The sequence below is a fragment of the Vibrio sp. 10N.261.55.C5 genome (assembly GCF_041470505.1).
GTDB classification, from domain to species: Bacteria; Pseudomonadota; Gammaproteobacteria; order Enterobacterales; family Vibrionaceae; genus Vibrio; species Vibrio crassostreae_C.
The window spans coordinates 29,331-46,334 of the sequence record NZ_JBFRMS010000036.1 but is presented as its reverse complement, the minus strand read 5'-3'; the positions used below and the strand labels follow the sequence as shown (position 1 = coordinate 46,334).

The window sequence follows — 17,004 nt, the reverse complement described above, 5'->3', positions numbered from 1 at the left end:
CCGCACCGCCCCTCCGTAACGAGATGGCAGTGCGGCTTTTTTGCTATTCAGAGTAACGCTTTCTTATTCCGGGGATAAAAGTCGATATGGTTCAGACTTTTAATGCATAGATATTGTCCACATACTCAATCAGGATGATAATAAATATTAACTAAATTGTTAAAAGTATGAACGTCATGGACTCGACCTATACCATCATCATTGCTGATGACCACCCTCTCTTTCGCAACGCCCTGTTTCAGTCAGTTCATATGGCGATCAGTGGTGCGAACCTGCTTGAGGCCGATTCTCTCGATGCCTTACTGACTCTGCTAAAGAAAGAAGGCGAGCCGGATCTATTACTGCTCGATCTGAAAATGCCGGGCGCCAATGGCATGTCAGGCTTAATTCAACTGCGCGCTGAATACCCAGATCTACCGATTGTGGTGGTTTCTGCCAGTGAAGATGCCAGCGTGGTCACTCAGGTGAAGAGCCACGGTGCGTTTGGCTTTATTCCTAAGTCGAGTGATATGCGTGAGTTGGTGAGTGCACTGAATCAAGTGCTGAATGGCGACCCGTTCTTCCCTGAAGGGCTTATCACCAATAATGCAGCGTGTAGCGACCTTGCAGAAAAGATTTCCACACTGACGCCTCAGCAATACAAGGTATTAGGGATGCTTTCTGACGGCTTGCTTAACAAGCAAATCGCGTATGAATTGAATGTTTCGGAAGCGACCATCAAAGCACATATGACGGCCATCTTCCGTAAACTGGATGTGAAAAATCGTACTCAAGCGGTTATCTTGCTACAAGAAGTCCACAATTAAGCTTCACTGATATCCTCTTCTAAAGTCGTCTTAGGTAAACATAAACCCAACCTGACGACTTTATGATCATCTATCTCTGCAACCACCCAAGTGATGTCATGCCACTCAAAGCTATCACCCAATACAGAGTGTGCGCCAAGCTCTTGAGCAACCAATTGTTTTAGCGTCATTTCTCGCTCTTCTTCCGAGCCAAGTTCAATACCATAACAATCACTCACTGCCGCAACTGATAGCTCAACATCCAAGAAGAAGTCACCAAAGAATCGTGCCGTCTCTTCTGCTAGAGGCGCCTCACTGAACAACGAACTTAAGCTGTCCAAATCTTTGTCTTGACCAAGCACACATAAGATATCGTTCGCCTCTAACACGGTGCTGCCTGATGGGTGAAGCAAGGCATCCTTTCTAAACAGTGCAGTAATTCGCGTTCCTTCCGGCATAGACAAACGCTTTAGTGGTTCGCCCACACACCACTTCTCTTCTTTCAGCTTGTAGACAAACATCTCCCACTCACTAGCAGGGTAAATTTCAATGCCAGTACGAGAAATCGGTGTCGGCGTTGGCGGTAGCGTCACTTGAGCCAATCTCGCGACTTTCATCAAGCTGCCGCCTTGAACAATCAGCGACACCATAACCACGAAGAACGCGATATTGAAATACAGCTGAGCATTGGGCAGGCCTGCCATCATCGGGAATACCGCTAAGATGATTGGTACTGCACCACGCAAACCTACCCAAGAAACAAACCAACGTTCCTTGGTGGTAAAGCTTCTGAACGGCAGCAAACCCAACCAAACCGACAGCGGACGAGCAAACAAAATCATACCGAAGGCCAGTGCCAGCGCAGGCAGAGCAATGTCCATCAACGTTGATGGCGTCACCAATAAACCCAATACCAAGAACATCACGATCTGGCTTAGCCACGTCATGCCATCAAGAACATTAAGAATCGAGTGTCGCGAGCGCGTCGGACGATTACCAATGAACAAGCCCACTAGGTAAATCGATAAGATGCCGCTGCCGCCAAGCATGTTAGAGAACGCAAACAGAGCCACGCCCCCACTGAGTACCAGAATGGAATAAAGGCCATCAGCCAATTGTACTCGATTGATTAAGCTCCATAGAACCCAGCCGCCGCCAATACCAACAAGAGTACCGATACCAAACTGCATCGCAAAACTTTGCAGTAGGAAGTTCATTCCCATCTCAGCGTCAGGGTTACCTAACAGCGCAATTAAGGTCACCGTCAGGAAGACCGCCATTGGGTCGTTAGTGCCCGATTCGATCTCTAGGGTTGAGCCAACACGCTCATTGAGACTCTGTCCTTTCAGCAAAGAGAATACCGCTGCCGCATCGGTTGAACCAACAATCGCCCCGACCAAGATGCCCTGCATTAATGACAAGTCAAACAGCCAAGCCGCCATTAATCCGGTTAAGGTTGCTGTACATGCGACACCTATCGTCGCCAGCGAGAGCGAAGGCCAGAAAGCGACCTTGAAGCTCGCCACCTTGGTTCGCATACCGCCATCCAACAGAATCACGGCAAGCGCAAGGTTACTCACCAAGTAGGTCAGTGAGTAATCATCGAAATGAATATTACCGGGTCCATCTTCACCCGCTAACATACCAACGAACAAAAAGATCAAAAGAATAGGAACGCCCAATCGAGAGGACACTTGTGAGAAAAGCACGCTGATGGCGATGAGTACGGCACCAGTCAAGAATAAGTGGTTAATGGTTATTGCGTCCAATTCGTTCCCCCAAAGAATAAAATCCGAGCTTTAAGCCTGTTGATCTTTTGCCACTAGCTGGTTGATCTTCTGCCGTTTAGCAAGGCACGGTCGGTGAAAGTGCCGTTGTTACTATAACAAACTTATGTTTCGCTTCGTGTCATAAGCAGGGCTAAATACCGTTTCTCGGTCATTTAGTTGTTAAATTTTATGACTCGCAGTCTAATTCATCCCTTTTTGTTAGACCTTTGGCTAATTTAACAACATTTTAACATCACATTTTTCTATGGTTATGTCTCCTAGCTCCCATATTTCAGTACATTAGCGCTAATACCATCCCGACTAAAGTTGCACAGATCCCTTGACTTATCCTTGCTACATTCTAAATCGTAACATTACGTTAACACGCTATTTTACAAAACGGTTTCACAAAAACAGTTTCTACGAAAACGGAATAAAGGAGAAGGCAATGGCGTTCGAATCTACGGAACATGCTCAAGCCTACTGGAAGGAAAACTTGGGAATTATGGGAACACTGCTCGCGGTCTGGTTTGCGGTGTCTTACGGCGCTGGCATCTTATTTGTGGATGCCCTCAATACCGTTCAGTTTGGCGGGTTCAAGCTAGGATTTTGGTTCGCTCAGCAAGGTTCGATATACACCTTCGTGGCGCTGATATTTATTTACGTTGTCCGCATGAATGCGCTCGACAAAAAATACAACGTACAGGAAGACTAGAGGCTAGAACATGGATATTCAAACTTGGACGTTTATTCTCGTCGGTATTACTTTCGCGGTATATATCGGCATCGCAATCTGGGCTCGTGCAGGGTCTACTAGTGAGTTCTACGTTGCTGGCGGTGGTGTACACCCAGTAGCAAACGGCATGGCGACCGCCGCTGACTGGATGTCGGCAGCATCATTCATCTCAATGGCAGGTATCATCTCATTCGTTGGTTACGACGGTGCGGTTTACCTAATGGGTTGGACAGGTGGTTATGTACTACTTGCGCTATGTTTAGCACCTTACCTACGTAAGTTCGGTCAGTTTACGGTTCCTGATTTCATCGGTGAGCGTTACTACTCGAAAACGGCACGTATGGTAGCGGTATTCTGTGCAATCTTCGTATCGTTTACGTACGTTGCAGGCCAGATGCGTGGTGTGGGCGTTGTATTCTCTCGTTTCCTAGAAGTTGATATTAACCTAGGCATCATCATTGGTATGGGTATTGTGTTCTTCTACGCAGTACTAGGTGGCATGAAAGGCATCACTTATACGCAGGTAGCTCAATTCTGTGTCCTCATTTTCGCCTTCCTTGTTCCAGCAATCTTTACCTCAATCATGATGACAGGTAACCCACTTCCACAAGTTGGTATGGGCTCTACGCTATCAGGCACAGATGTTTACCTTCTTGATAAACTGGATGGACTGACCGAAGAACTCGGATTTACCGCCTATACCGAAGGTAACAAGAGCATGGTAGATGTATTCTTCATCTGTGCGGCTCTAATGGTCGGTACTGCGGGTCTTCCACACGTAATCATTCGTTTCTTCACGGTACCAAAAGTACGTGATGCTCGTATCTCAGCGGGTTGGGCACTACTGTTCATCTCATTGCTATACACAACAGCACCAGGAGTTGCAGCATTCGCTCGTGTAAACATGATCGAAACAATCAACGGTCCTGACATGCAAGGTGTCGCTGCAGCGGACGCACCAAGCTGGTACAGAAACTGGGAAAGCACTGGCCTAGTAGGTTGGGAAGATAAGAACGGCGATGGCAAAATGTTCTACTCGGGCGATGAGCGCAACGAGATGAAGATTAACCGTGACATCATCGTACTGGCTTCTCCAGAGCTAGCGAAACTACCAAACTGGGTTGTAGCACTGCTTGCAGCCGGTGGCCTAGCAGCCGCACTATCAACAGCCGCGGGTCTACTATTGGTCATCTCAACGTCGATTTCACATGACTTGTTGAAGAAAGGCTTCAGACCAAACATGACCGACAAGCAGGAGCTGTTAGCCGCTCGTCTGGCAGCCATGGTCGCGATTGTCGGTGCCGGTTACTTAGGTATTAACCCACCAGGCTTTGTAGCACAGGTAGTAGCGTTTGCCTTCGGCTTAGCCGCAGCATCCTTCTTCCCAGCGATTATCCTAGGTATCTTCTACAAGAAGATGAACAAGGAAGGCGCAATTGCAGGTATGTTGTCAGGTATTGCCTTCACAGCAAGCTACATCATCTACTTCAAGTTCATTAACCCAGCAGCAAGCACACCTGAAAACTGGTGGTTTGGTATCAGCCCAGAAGGCATCGGTACGCTAGGTATGTGTCTAAACTTCGTAGTATCGATTGCTGTAAACAAAGTAACTGCTGAAGTACCACAAGATGTACAAGATATGGTTGAGAACATCCGTTACCCGAAAGGTGCAGGTGAAGCTCACGACCACTAAGCACGACCATTAAACAAAGATGTTTAGCAAAAAATGAATCAGTACTTACATTGTAGGGATTAGGTACTGACTCCAGAAAGCCGATACTTCGTGTATCGGCTTTTTCTTTTTCTGCTCACTTTATAAAAAGATGAACAAAGGGTTGTTTTTAAAATTTTATTTGATAATAATTATCATTAACATCCAATAAAGAGATGCAGATGATGATGAAAGAGCAGCAGGTTCTCTATTCGAGATTTTACAAAGCACAGGATCGCTTTGCTTCATTAGAACAAGTTCAAGGCCATGAGCCGTTTGTAATTCGAGAGTATATCGAGTATGCACTGACGCTTTCGGCTTACTATGAAAAGCATGCCGCTCAAGAAAACATCTTGTTGTGCGAACTGTATCTACGCCAAGTTTTCTTTCATTTAATTGAAGCGATTGAGTCTCCTGACCACAGTTTCGCCTTTCGTCATATCTGCCTAGACTCTATTCACTCGCCACTATTTTATTTAAAACGCCACTACCGCCAGCAACCGCACGGCCAAGCGCGTTTTTTGAATATCAGCCAGACACTACAACAAGTCCAAGCCCCACTTGGCTAACAAGGATAGAACATGACCCAAGAATTTCGGATTGAGAAAGACAGCATGGGCGAAGTTAAAGTCCCTGCCGATGCGCTATACCAGGCACAAACTCAACGTGCCGCGGATAACTTCGCGTTTAGCTCGCACAAGATGCCAACCAGCTTTATTCAAGCACTAGCGTTAATTAAGCAAGCCGCCGCCGATACCAACGCTCAATTAGGCTTATTAGAAGGTGATATTGCCAACGCGATAGCCGAAGCCAGCCAAGAGATCATCGATGGTAAACACCCCGAGCAATTCCCTATTGATGTCTATCAGACGGGCTCTGGCACCAGCTCTAACATGAATGCTAACGAAGTGATTGCGACACTCGCTTCAAGAAGACTGCAAGGAGACGTGAACCCCAATGATCACGTCAACATGGGTCAAAGCAGTAACGATGTCGTGCCAACGGCGATCCAAGTGAGCGTTGCTTTGATGACAGAAAACAAATTGTTGCCTGCATTAACTCACCTTTCTGCAGCACTTACCGTTAAACAGCAAGAGCTTGCTGAGGTAGTAAAAACAGGTCGTACTCACCTAATGGATGCGATGCCGATTACCTTTACTCAAGATCTTGGTGGTTGGAAGTTCCAGATTGAACACGCCAAGCAAGCCATTGAAAGCAGTTTGCCAGCAATCAAGGCGCTTGCTCAAGGTGGCACAGCGGTAGGTACGGGCATCAATGCCGACCCACGCTTTGCCGATAAGTTTGCGAGTAACCTGTCTCAATCGACAAAGATCAGTTTTACCTCGAGTGAAAACTTCTTTTTTAACCTCAGCAGTCAAGACGCGATCGTTGCGTTTTCTGGTCAGCTTAAAACTGCAGCAGTTGCGATCCTCAAGATCTCAAACGATCTTCGCTGGATGAACTCAGGCCCGCTGGCTGGCTTAGGGGAAATTGAATTACAGGCTCTACAACCAGGCTCATCGATCATGCCTGGCAAGGTAAATCCTGTGATTCCAGAAGCTGCAGCTATGGCGGCGGCGCAAGTCATTGGCAACGACACCACCATTACCGTAGCCGGACAATCAGGTAACTTCCAACTTAATGTGATGCTGCCAGTGATTGCTCATAACGTGTTGGAAAGTATTGAGTTATTGGCAAACAGCTCAGTCGCTTTAGCGGACAAAGCCATCGCGACCTTCACGGTACGCCAAGACAATCTCGATTTGGCACTGTCAAAGAACCCAATCCTAGTGACCGCACTTAACCCTGTGATTGGCTACTTGAAGGCGGCTGATATTGCCAAGAAAGCTTACAAAGAAGGCTTACCAATTCTGGATGTCGCAGAAAGAGAAACCGATCTTAGCCGAGAAGAGCTCAGTAAACTGCTTGATCCAACCACACTGACACAAGGTGGCATTGCTGGTTAGTTATTGAATTAACAAGCGAATCGGCGTTCGCAAAAAAAACAGAGACAAAAAAGGCCTCATCTGAGGCCTTTTCACTATCCGCTCACGAACGTACTAATCCGAGCCTGTTAACCCAAACTAGCTCACTCGATTCAAGACCGCTCTTAACTTAAGTGGCTTCACTGGCTTGGCAATAAAGCGAAAGCTGTTGGCCTTTATCGCTGCCAACATGTCATCGGTTCTATCGGCACTAATGATGACCCCTTCAAAAGAGTCTCCGAGGCGCAAGCGACACTGCTGCAGGACTTCGAGACCCGTTCTGCCATTATCTAAACGGTAATCAGAGAAAATCACATCAGGTAGCCAACCCTCATCTAGGCACTGCAAGCTTTCGACCAAATCAACCGCCGTCTTAACCTCACAGCCCCAACGTCCGATCAGGTTTTCCATACCGACTAAGATTTCTCGTTCATTATCGACACACAATATCTTGAGATGTTCGATGTCGCTGGTCGCCATTGGCGTCGAAGCTTGCACAACTGGAGCCACTTTTTCCGCTCTAGCTAAGGTGATGGAAAAGACACTGCCTTGCCCCGGCCATGAGCGCATCGAAATTTGATGGCCAAGCACATGAGCAATACCTTTCGAGATAGCCAGCCCTAACCCCAATCCTTGATCGGCTCGTACTTGGCTGCCACGAGTAAACTCTTCAAAGATTTCTTGTTGCTTGTCTTCATCGATACCGGTTCCATTATCCCACACATCAATTCGAACCTGTCCATTCACTCTTCTCGCACCCAGTACCACTTTCCCTTCCGGGTTATAGCGGAACGCATTGGTCAAAAAGTTCTGAATCACACGCCTCAACAGCTTAGGGTCTGAATGAATGAACAATGACGACGGAATCATCTTAAACTCAATTTTCTGTTGTCTCGCTAGAGCGCTAAATTCCGCGTTCAAATTGGTTAATACGTCATGCACGGCAATCGCGTGAATGTTGGTTTCTAACTTTCCGGACTCCAATCGAGAGATATCCAGCAAGTCACCAATCAAATCTTCTGCGGCGCCAAGTGCACTCTCGATGTGAGATGACAATTGCTTCACCTCTTGCTCTTTTGCCACCTCAGACAGTGACGAAGCAAATAGACGTGCGGCATTGAGCGGCTGCATCAAATCGTGGCTTACCGCGGCTAGAAAACGACTCTTAGATTGTGATTCTTGATCCGAAATCTGCGTGGCTTTTACCAAGCGATGGTTCAGTTTTTCGAGTTCTTGAGTTCGCTCATGCACTCTCGATTCCAAACTTTCGTTGGCATCTTTTAGCGCTTGCTCTGCTTGTCGGAATACCGTGATGTCGGTAAAGCTCATCACAAAACCACCACTTGGCATTGGGTTACCTTGCACCTCAATCACTCGACCATCAGGACGAATACGAGAAGAGGTGTGTCGTGTTCCTTGCTCAAGGTGATAAACACGACGGCGAACGTGATCTTCTGGGTCACCCGGGCCACACAAACCTTGTTCAGCATTATGACGAATCACATCTGAAATGGGTCGCCCAACCTGAATCAAGCCAGCAGGGAACTCAAACAACTCTAGGTAACGCTGATTCCATGCCACCAACCTCATTTGTTTGTCGATTACTGCGATGCCTTGGCCAATATGTTCAATCGCTCCTTGCAGTAAACCACGGCTGAAGTCGTACAGTTCCGAAGCTTCATCCACGATGGTCGCGACTTCTTCAAGCTGCATGTTTCTTCCCTGTAAAGCGGAAGTAAGTACTAACTTAGCAGACGAAGCACCGAATACTCCGGCGAGCACGCGCTCTGCGTGTCGAATCAGACTTGCAGGCGCTTGTTGATTAGGAAGCAGCGGCTGACCGTGTTGTTGCCAATAGCTGTGTAAGGCACTTTTGGCACGCTTACGGCCTACAAAACGCGACGCCAGCATCTCTAATTCAGCGACCGTCACTCGGTTCTGGTAAAGGCTGATATTCTCGTTTTCAGGCAGCGGCGTGCCAACAAATGCTGCTGATTGTAAGCGCTCACTTAGGCTTGGGCGAGTCGTCATCGAAACCACGGCATAGCACAAGGTATTAAGTACAATACTCAGCACAATGCCCCAGTTTGAACTGCTGATATTCCAGCTACTGAGCAGTTCTGGCGGCGTGATAATCCACAGTAAAAGGTTACTTTCACTGTCGCCAGCCAACATGCTGGTTTGGCTCATCAAGGTAATCAGCCAAATCAACGAGCCCACCATTAAGCCGACATACACGCCCTTGCGGTTACCCGGGCGCCAGTACAAACCACCAATAAGTGCTGGCGCGAATTGAGCAATCGCAGCAAAGGAAAGAAAGCCAATCGCTGAAAGTGAATGGATGGTATCGAGCGCCTGATAAAACAGCCAAGCACCCAGTAACAGCAGTAAAATTAGCCCGCGGCGAATCACCAATAGCAGGCCAGAAAAGTGTCGATGGGTTCTTTGAGTTAGGCGCATACGGCGCAGTAACAATGGCATCACTAAATCATTCGACACCATGATCGCCAAGGCGATGGTCGACACTATCACCATGCCACTTGCCGCAGACGTACCACCAAGGAAAGCCAGCAAGGCAATGTGATTAGCGCCTTCTGACATTGGCACACTGATCACATAGGTATCCGCTGGCATACCAGTAAGTAGTCCTTGTCCTGCCCAAGCAATTGGCAGCACGAACAGTCCCATCAAAATCAGGTAAAGCGGAAACAACCAACGAGCGGTATGCAGGTCTTGAGGACGTTCGTTCTCTACCACCATGGTATGGAACTGGCGTGGCAGACAGACAATCGCCAACATGGTCAAAACGGTATGAATAATTAAGGTCGGAATATTGGGTGATTCGTAGGTGGAAGCCGCCACATCAAGCAAGTCGATCTTGTCGCTGCTCATCGCCAGATACATGATGAATAGGCCAACGATCAGGAATGCCGCGAGCTTAACGATGGATTCAAACGCCACCGCCATCATCATGCCACGGTGATGCTCTGTGTTATCAATGTGTCTTGTACCAAACAGCATGGTGAAAATAGCCAAAGCACCGACCACAAACCAAGACACATGATAGTCCTGATAACCGAAGTCAGCCGCTAGGTTGGGTGCAACAATATCCAACCCCATGGTAATACCACGCAGTTGCAGAGCAATATAAGGAAGGATACCAACCACGGCGATAACCGTCACCGCCACCGCTAAGCCCTGAGATTTTCCATAACGAGCCGCGATAAAGTCGGCAATGGAGGTGATATGTTCCCGCTTCGCAATCAGGATCAGCCGCGCCAAGATCCGCCAGCCTAGTGTAAAGACTAGAATCGGGGCGAGGTAAATGGGTAAAAAAGACCAAGGGTTGTTACTCGCCTGCCCGACCGTTCCATAGAAGGTCCAAGAGGTACAATACACGGCAATCGAAAGGCTATAGATCCACGGGCGCCAACGCGATAGCCAACGAACCTGCCTGTCTCCATACCAAGCGATCAGAAATAACACGCCCAAGTAGGCTAAAGAGACTGGAATTACTATCCATCCTTGCATTGAAAACCCTTTTTCATCCATAAAAAAACCTCTCCATAAGGGAGAGGTTTCATTTAACTAAGGATGGGTGATTAACTCAATCGCATCGCTTAAATTCTGTGCTTTAGACTCTAATTATCAGCATTTGCTGTGAGATTCTGACTGTTCCGAATCTGATTGATTAATCTCAACCACTGAACTTCTTTCATCCAACTTAATGAACAGAGCAAGTGCACCCATTGCAGCCATGCCCCAGAAGATATTTGCGCCCCAAAGCTCATAACCCCAACCACTTAAGGTGGTCATCAGTGCAATAAAGGCACCTAATGGAATCGCGTTATACAGGGCTTGTAGCGCAACCATCTTGTTTTGTTCTTCAGATTGGATGTATTGAATCGCGGCGATGTGTGCCATGGCAAATGTCACACCGTGCAGCAACTGCACCATCACCAGTGCAAAAATCGCCGTGGTTGATGCGGTTATACCCCAACGCGCCATCACCCCAATAGCCGCGACGACAAACAAAGTACGCAGTGACCAGCCTGAGAATAATCGCTTACTCAGAGCAAATACGGCCACTTCAGCAACAACACCTAAACTCCACAAATAACCGATGATAGCTTCTGAGTGACCCGCTTCTTTCCAATAAATCGCACTAAAACTGTAGTAAGCCGCATGACTACCTTGCAGCAGCGCCATCAAGGCTAAAAACTTTACCACTGACGACTCACGCAGCAGTTCACCTAGTTTTGGTCGCGCCGCTTGTTGCTCAGATTGTGTTACTGGCATCACATTGGGGTTTCTCATCGCAAGAATCAATGACAGCAACACACCGGCAAGCGCAGTATACAAAATCATGTCAGTGCCGAATTGTGCCACCAAATAGCCAACAACCGTTGAACCTGCGATAAAGGCAATTGATCCCCAAAGACGAGTTCGGCCGTAGTCGAGCATTTTCAAACGACTGTAATGGTTAGCCATCGCATCAGAAAGAGGAATGATCGGCCCACAACAGAGGTTAAACAGTACCGTTGCCAACAACATCAGTATAAAGCTGCCACCGGTGAAGAAGTGGAAACCGACAAACAGCAGCGCAGCGAAACTCAAACAGCGTAGCGCTGGCATCAAGTGTTCCACTTTATGGATACGCGGCGTAATCACTAAGTTGGCCACACAACGAGTCGCAAAGCCGATACCAATCAATACGCCAATATCACCAGCAGACACGCCTTGGTCTTCAAACCACAACGCCCAAAATGGCAAATACACGCCATACGCAAAAAAGAAACCAAGAAAATACTGAGAGATCCAGCCATAGGGTGAAGGGCTAAACATAAATGACCTATAAAGTGTGCGGAAAAAGGCAGCACCAATTATGCCTATCTCGCATACGATGAAAAAGGGAATTATTACTGGGATAGTATTCCCATATTCAATGGGTCTGGATATCGCATTTCAACAAGAGATTTCACGCTCATCAATACTCATACTCGCATTTAGACTAAAGTCGTCTGGAGCTTCGCTGGTATTTTGTCAGACTGATTAAAGACTCCCATTTCTTCTTGTGATGCTTATGCCTGACAAATTTAATATGCAGCACCCGCCCTTCGATAGCCTGTCCGACGCCGAACAGTTGAAGCTTCGCTCTTCATTAGACGTGGTGTATTACCGCTCTCAAGAAGTGATACTGGAAGCTGAAAGGCCGAGCCGACACCTGCATATTTTGATCAAAGGAGCTGTTGAAGAGCGCGCGAGCAGTGATGGTGAGATTTACGCACACTATGCCAATGACGATATTTTTGATGTCCGCAGCCAGTTTGAACCCCACACCAAACACCAATATATCGCACTCGAAGATACATTAAGTTATCTGCTGCCCACCGATATTTTTCTTGAGCTTTACCACGCCAATGGCCAATTCGCTGCCTACTTTGATAGCAACCTATCAACACGAAAAGCTTTGATAGAAGCCGCCCAGCAGCAACAGAATCTTGCCGAGTTTATATTAACCAAAGTGGATGACTCTATCTATCACCCACCACTGATACTTGAACCAAACCAACCGATCAACCAAGTCACTCAAACCCTTAAAGAACAAGGGTTAGACTCGGCCCTAGTCCATTTGGAACATAATGATCCAAAAGCTTTTGGATCATCATGTTCCTTGTCGTATGGAATCGTCACTCGAACCAATTTATTGCATGCTGTGATGCTCGATAATTTCACACTGGATGCGCCTGTCGGTGAGATCGCAACGTTTCCGGTGATGCACGTGAACCAAGGCGATTTCTTATTTAACGCCATGATTACCATGACCAGAAATCGAGTAAAAAGGTTGATGGTTTGTGATGGTAAAAATGCGGTCGGCATGGTGGATATGACACAGATTCTCAGTGCATTCTCCACACACTCCCACGTTCTTACTTTGCGTATTGCGCGCGCCACCAGCGTTGAAGAATTGGCAATGGCATCCAACAAACAACGTCAACTGGTCGAGAGCTTGCTCAGTAATGGGATTCGCACACGCTTTATCATGGAGCTGATTTCTGCGGTCAACGAACAGATCATAGAGAAGGCTTTTGAGTTGGTGATCCCACCTGCACTGCATAATCATTGCTGCCTAATCGTGTTGGGTTCTGAGGGGCGTGGAGAACAAATTCTCAAAACCGATCAAGACAACGCTCTGATTATTCAAGATGGTTTGGAATGGCATCAATGCCAAAGTACCATGAACGACCTCACCCATACCCTTCAACAATTGGGTTACCCACTGTGCCCGGGCAACGTAATGGTCAACAATCCGAAATGGGTGCATTCAGAACAAGAGTGGAAACAAACCCTCACCCATTGGGTAAAAAAAGCCACGCCAGACACCGTGATGGATATCGCGATCATGGCAGATGCACACGCAGTAGCGGGGAATAGAGAGTTATTAAAACCTGTAAAGCAGCACCTCAGTGATTTAATGCTCGGACAAGAATTGATTCTGACGGAGTTCTGCCGCCCGGCGCTGAACTTCTCAGTTCCCCTGACCCTGTTTGGTAATGTGAAGCAATCTAAGTCCGGACTCGATATCAAACAAGGCGGTATTTTCCCTATCGTGCATGGTGTGAGAGCGCTTTGCCTAGAACATGGTGTCACGGTCAACAACACCTTCGAACGCATTGAGCAGCTGGTCAGCAAGAAAGTATTAGAGCAAAGTACTGCCGATAATCTCAGTGAAGCACTCAAGCAATTCTTTAAGTGGCGCTTAGCCCAAAGGCTTTCTCAGCAGCACAGCAGCAACAAGATTAACGTCAAACTGATGGAACGAGCAGACAGGGATCTGCTTCGTCATAGCCTGCACGTGGTGAAGAAATTCAAGCAATGGCTCGGCTACCACTATCAGATACGGGATTAGGCATTGAACGATGAATAGGTTGGTTCGCTATTACTGGCATCACAAGCTCAAAGGCTCCCTCTATCAGCCTCTGTTTACCGCGCCTATTGATCATGAATATGTATCGCTCGATTGTGAAACCACCAGCCTAGATCCCAATCAGGCAGAATTAGTTACCATTGCCGCGACCAAGATCATCGGTAACCGAATCATTACCAGCCAACCTTTTGAAGTCCGGTTGCGCGCCCCCCAATCGCTCGATTGCAATTCAATAAAAATCCACCGTATCCGTCATCAAGATCTAAAGCACGGCATCGAAGAAAAACAGGCTTTAATCGAGCTACTGAACTTCATTGGAAATCGTCCTTTAGTCGGCTATCACATCCGCTATGATAAAAAAATTCTCGACCGCGCCTGTTTAAAACAGCTTGGATTTCCACTGCCTAACCGATTAGTCGAAGTGAGCCAACTCTATCAAGACAAACTCGAAAGACAGCTGCCCAATGCCTATTTTGATCTCAGTATGGACGCCATCTGTCGCCAACTCGATTTACCTATCCCGGTCAATAAACATGATGCATTACAAGACGCTATCTCCGCTGCGCTGATCTTTGTGCGCCTGAAACATGGTGACCTTCCCCGTTTCAACTCTTCTTATTCTTAATTCAACCACTGGCGCTTCACATAGAGAGCAACATCTCAAAATTGAACTTAACTCGCTATTTTGTAAGTGAAAAGCAGCGTCTCATCCTAAAGTCTAATTGTGGAAATCGCCGTCCTAGCCGAGAGTGATAACACAAAGACGGTTCTGTAATAGACCTAGAAACTGAACACAAAGGAAGTTGCCAGTTCATTAGGAATGTAGGCACAAGGAGAGATGCAATGAGTGAAGCCCACGTTTATCCGGTAAAAGAAAATATTAAATCAACCACACACGCGGATAATGACACTTACCTAGCCATGTACCAGCAATCTGTTTCTGACCCTGAAGGCTTTTGGGGTGAACACGGAAAAATCGTTGATTGGATCAAACCTTTCACACAAGTAAAAAACACCTCTTTCGACCCTGGCCACATTGATATTCGCTGGTTTGAAGATGGCACGCTTAACGTTTCGGCTAACTGTATCGACCGCCACCTTGCTGAGCGCGGTGATGAAGTCGCTATCATCTGGGAAGGCGATGACCCGGCAGATGATAAAACTCTAACTTTTAATGAACTGCATAAAGAAGTGTGCCTGTTTTCGAATGCTCTAAAAGAGCAAGGCGTGCGCAAAGGTGATGTGGTTTGTTTATACATGCCAATGGTGCCAGAAGCGGCAGTAGCCATGCTGGCGTGTACCCGTATCGGTGCGGTTCACACAGTCGTATTTGGTGGTTTCTCACCAGAAGCACTGTCTGGTCGTATTATCGATTCAAATTCTAAAGTCGTTATCACTGCCGATGAAGGCGTGCGTGGCGGCCGTGCTGTTCCACTGAAAAAGAATGTCGATGAAGCACTGACGAACCCTGAAGTGAAAAACATCGAGAAGGTTGTTGTATTCAAACGCACTGGCGGTGATGTGGCATGGCACGAACATCGCGATGTGTGGTGGCACGATGCTATTGCTAATGTATCTGCAGATTGCCCACCAGAAGAGATGAACGCAGAAGATCCACTATTCATCCTTTATACGTCAGGCTCAACAGGTAAACCTAAAGGCGTTATGCACACCACAGGTGGCTACCTTGTTTATGCTGCGATGACCTTCAAATACGTATTCGATTACCAAGAAGGCGAGACTTTCTGGTGTACAGCCGATGTGGGTTGGATTACCGGTCACACATATCTTGTTTACGGACCGCTTGCTAATGGCGCAAAAACGATTCTGTTTGAAGGCGTGCCAAATTACCCGAACACCAGCCGCATGAGCGAAGTGGTCGATAAGCACCAAGTTAATATTCTTTATACGGCGCCAACGGCTATTCGTGCATTGATGGCGAAAGGCAATGAAGCCGTTGAAGGTACTTCTCGTGACAGCCTAAGAATCATGGGCTCAGTGGGTGAACCTATCAACCCAGAGGCGTGGGAGTGGTACTACAAAACAATCGGTAATGAGCAATCTCCAATTGTTGATACATGGTGGCAAACAGAAACGGGCGGTATCTTGATTGCACCGCTACCAGGCGCAACAGACCTGAAACCGGGCTCTGCAACTCGTCCATTCTTCGGTGTGCAACCGGCACTGGTTGATAACATGGGTAACATCATTGAGGGTGCAACAGACGGCAACCTAGTGATTCTTGACTCTTGGCCAGGCCAAATGCGTACCGTTCATGGCGATCATGACCGCTTCGAACAGACTTACTTCTCGACCTTTAAAGGCATGTACTTCACCAGTGACGGCGCTCGTCGTGATGAAGACGGTTACTACTGGATTACGGGGCGTGTCGATGATGTACTTAACGTATCAGGTCACCGTATGGGTACTGCTGAGATTGAATCGGCTCTAGTCGCGTTCGATAAGATTGCAGAAGCCGCGATTGTGGGCATCCCTCATGATATTAAAGGCCAAGCGATTTACGCTTACATCACGCTGAATGATGGTGAGTTCCCAACCGCAGAGCTTCATAAAGAAGTAAAAGACTGGGTACGTAAAGAGATTGGCCCAATTGCAACGCCAGATGTACTGCACTGGACCGACTCTCTACCAAAAACTCGTTCGGGTAAAATCATGCGTCGTATCCTGCGTAAAATCGCGACTGGCGATACAGGTAACCTAGGTGATACCTCGACACTGGCCGACCCAAGTGTGGTTGATAAGCTGATTGCCGAGAAAGCAGAACTGGCATAAGCAACCAGTCACAGCAGCTAATCACTGTTTAAAACAGCACTTTCTAAACCGTCACCTATGTGGCGGTTTTTTTATGGCTGATCTTGATCTCAAATATCCCGCCCCAAATTAAGGCTAAGACGCTTTTTTGTTAAGTTGGTAACAATTCCAAGCTGTATCAATAGGAGATTAGACCAGTAAATTGCTGCGATTTGCGCTGAATTAGCTATAATCTGGTTCTAATTTTTAAATTTGGGTTTTTCTCACTAGAAATTAACCGCAAATTTTCAATAAAATGGCAACATTCACGTTCGTAAA

General features: G+C 47.1%; 11 protein-coding genes. 8 read left to right on the top strand and 3 right to left on the bottom strand.

Going from position 1 to position 17,004, the window contains the following annotated elements; translation table 11 throughout:
* The first annotated feature begins 176 nt into the window (after positions 1 to 176).
* Complete coding sequence (locus AB4263_RS14390; RefSeq protein ID WP_017062717.1) at positions 177 to 806, top strand: response regulator transcription factor; 630 nt, start codon at positions 177 to 179, stop codon at positions 804 to 806.
* Here AB4263_RS14390 and AB4263_RS14385 read toward each other — a convergent pair.
* Positions 803 to 2,554 (bottom strand): potassium/proton antiporter, encoded by a 1,752-nt coding sequence (locus AB4263_RS14385; RefSeq protein ID WP_372098411.1) that lies wholly within the window; start codon positions 2,552 to 2,554, stop codon positions 803 to 805. The genes AB4263_RS14390 and AB4263_RS14385 overlap by 4 nt on opposite strands.
* Before the next feature lie 448 nt (positions 2,555 to 3,002).
* Between AB4263_RS14385 and AB4263_RS14380 the strand changes: the two genes are divergently transcribed.
* The 4 genes from AB4263_RS14380 (at position 3,003) to AB4263_RS14365 (ending at position 6,968) form a co-directional block, all read left to right on the top strand.
* Positions 3,003 to 3,269 carry a DUF4212 domain-containing protein gene (locus AB4263_RS14380; protein WP_010435433.1) on the top strand — a complete coding sequence of 89 codons (267 nt, stop codon included), beginning with the start codon at positions 3,003 to 3,005 and terminating at the stop codon, positions 3,267 to 3,269.
* A 10-nt stretch (positions 3,270 to 3,279) separates the two neighbouring features.
* On the top strand, positions 3,280 to 4,983 hold the full coding sequence (locus AB4263_RS14375; RefSeq protein ID WP_102394136.1) for a sodium:solute symporter family protein: 1,704 nt from the start codon (positions 3,280 to 3,282) through the stop codon (positions 4,981 to 4,983).
* Positions 4,984 to 5,183: 200 nt separating this feature from the next.
* Complete coding sequence (locus AB4263_RS14370; RefSeq protein WP_372098410.1) at positions 5,184 to 5,570, top strand: hypothetical protein; 387 nt, start codon at positions 5,184 to 5,186, stop codon at positions 5,568 to 5,570.
* 12 nt (positions 5,571 to 5,582) lie between these two features.
* A complete protein-coding gene (locus tag AB4263_RS14365) occupies positions 5,583 to 6,968 on the top strand; it encodes a class II fumarate hydratase (protein WP_372098409.1) in 1,386 nt (461 codons plus the stop codon).
* 117 nt (positions 6,969 to 7,085) lie between these two features.
* Here the strand turns inward: AB4263_RS14365 and AB4263_RS14360 are convergent, their stop codons facing one another.
* A complete protein-coding gene (locus AB4263_RS14360; RefSeq protein ID WP_136974344.1) occupies positions 7,086 to 10,517 on the bottom strand; it encodes a PAS domain-containing hybrid sensor histidine kinase/response regulator in 3,432 nt (1,143 codons plus the stop codon).
* Positions 10,518 to 10,634: 117 nt separating this feature from the next.
* On the bottom strand, positions 10,635 to 11,831 hold the full coding sequence (locus AB4263_RS14355; protein WP_017062710.1) for a 3-phenylpropionate MFS transporter: 1,197 nt from the start codon (positions 11,829 to 11,831) through the stop codon (positions 10,635 to 10,637).
* Between the two features lie 232 nt (positions 11,832 to 12,063).
* On the opposite strand from AB4263_RS14355, the gene AB4263_RS14350 reads away from it, so the two are divergent.
* The 3 genes from AB4263_RS14350 to acs all read left to right on the top strand — a co-directional run bounded on the left by AB4263_RS14350 (position 12,064) and on the right by acs (position 16,707).
* Positions 12,064 to 13,896 carry a DUF294 nucleotidyltransferase-like domain-containing protein gene (locus AB4263_RS14350; RefSeq protein WP_372098434.1) on the top strand — a complete coding sequence of 611 codons (1,833 nt, stop codon included), beginning with the start codon at positions 12,064 to 12,066 and terminating at the stop codon, positions 13,894 to 13,896.
* A 10-nt stretch (positions 13,897 to 13,906) separates the two neighbouring features.
* Positions 13,907 to 14,539: a 3'-5' exonuclease gene (locus AB4263_RS14345; protein ID WP_017062708.1), complete on the top strand. Its 633-nt coding sequence runs from the start codon at positions 13,907 to 13,909 to the stop codon at positions 14,537 to 14,539.
* Between the two features lie 218 nt (positions 14,540 to 14,757).
* The gene (gene acs / locus AB4263_RS14340; protein ID WP_009844693.1) at positions 14,758 to 16,707 is read left to right on the top strand and encodes an acetate--CoA ligase; all 1,950 of its coding nucleotides are present in this window, start codon (positions 14,758 to 14,760) and stop codon (positions 16,705 to 16,707) included.
* Positions 16,708 to 17,004 lie beyond the last annotated feature (297 nt).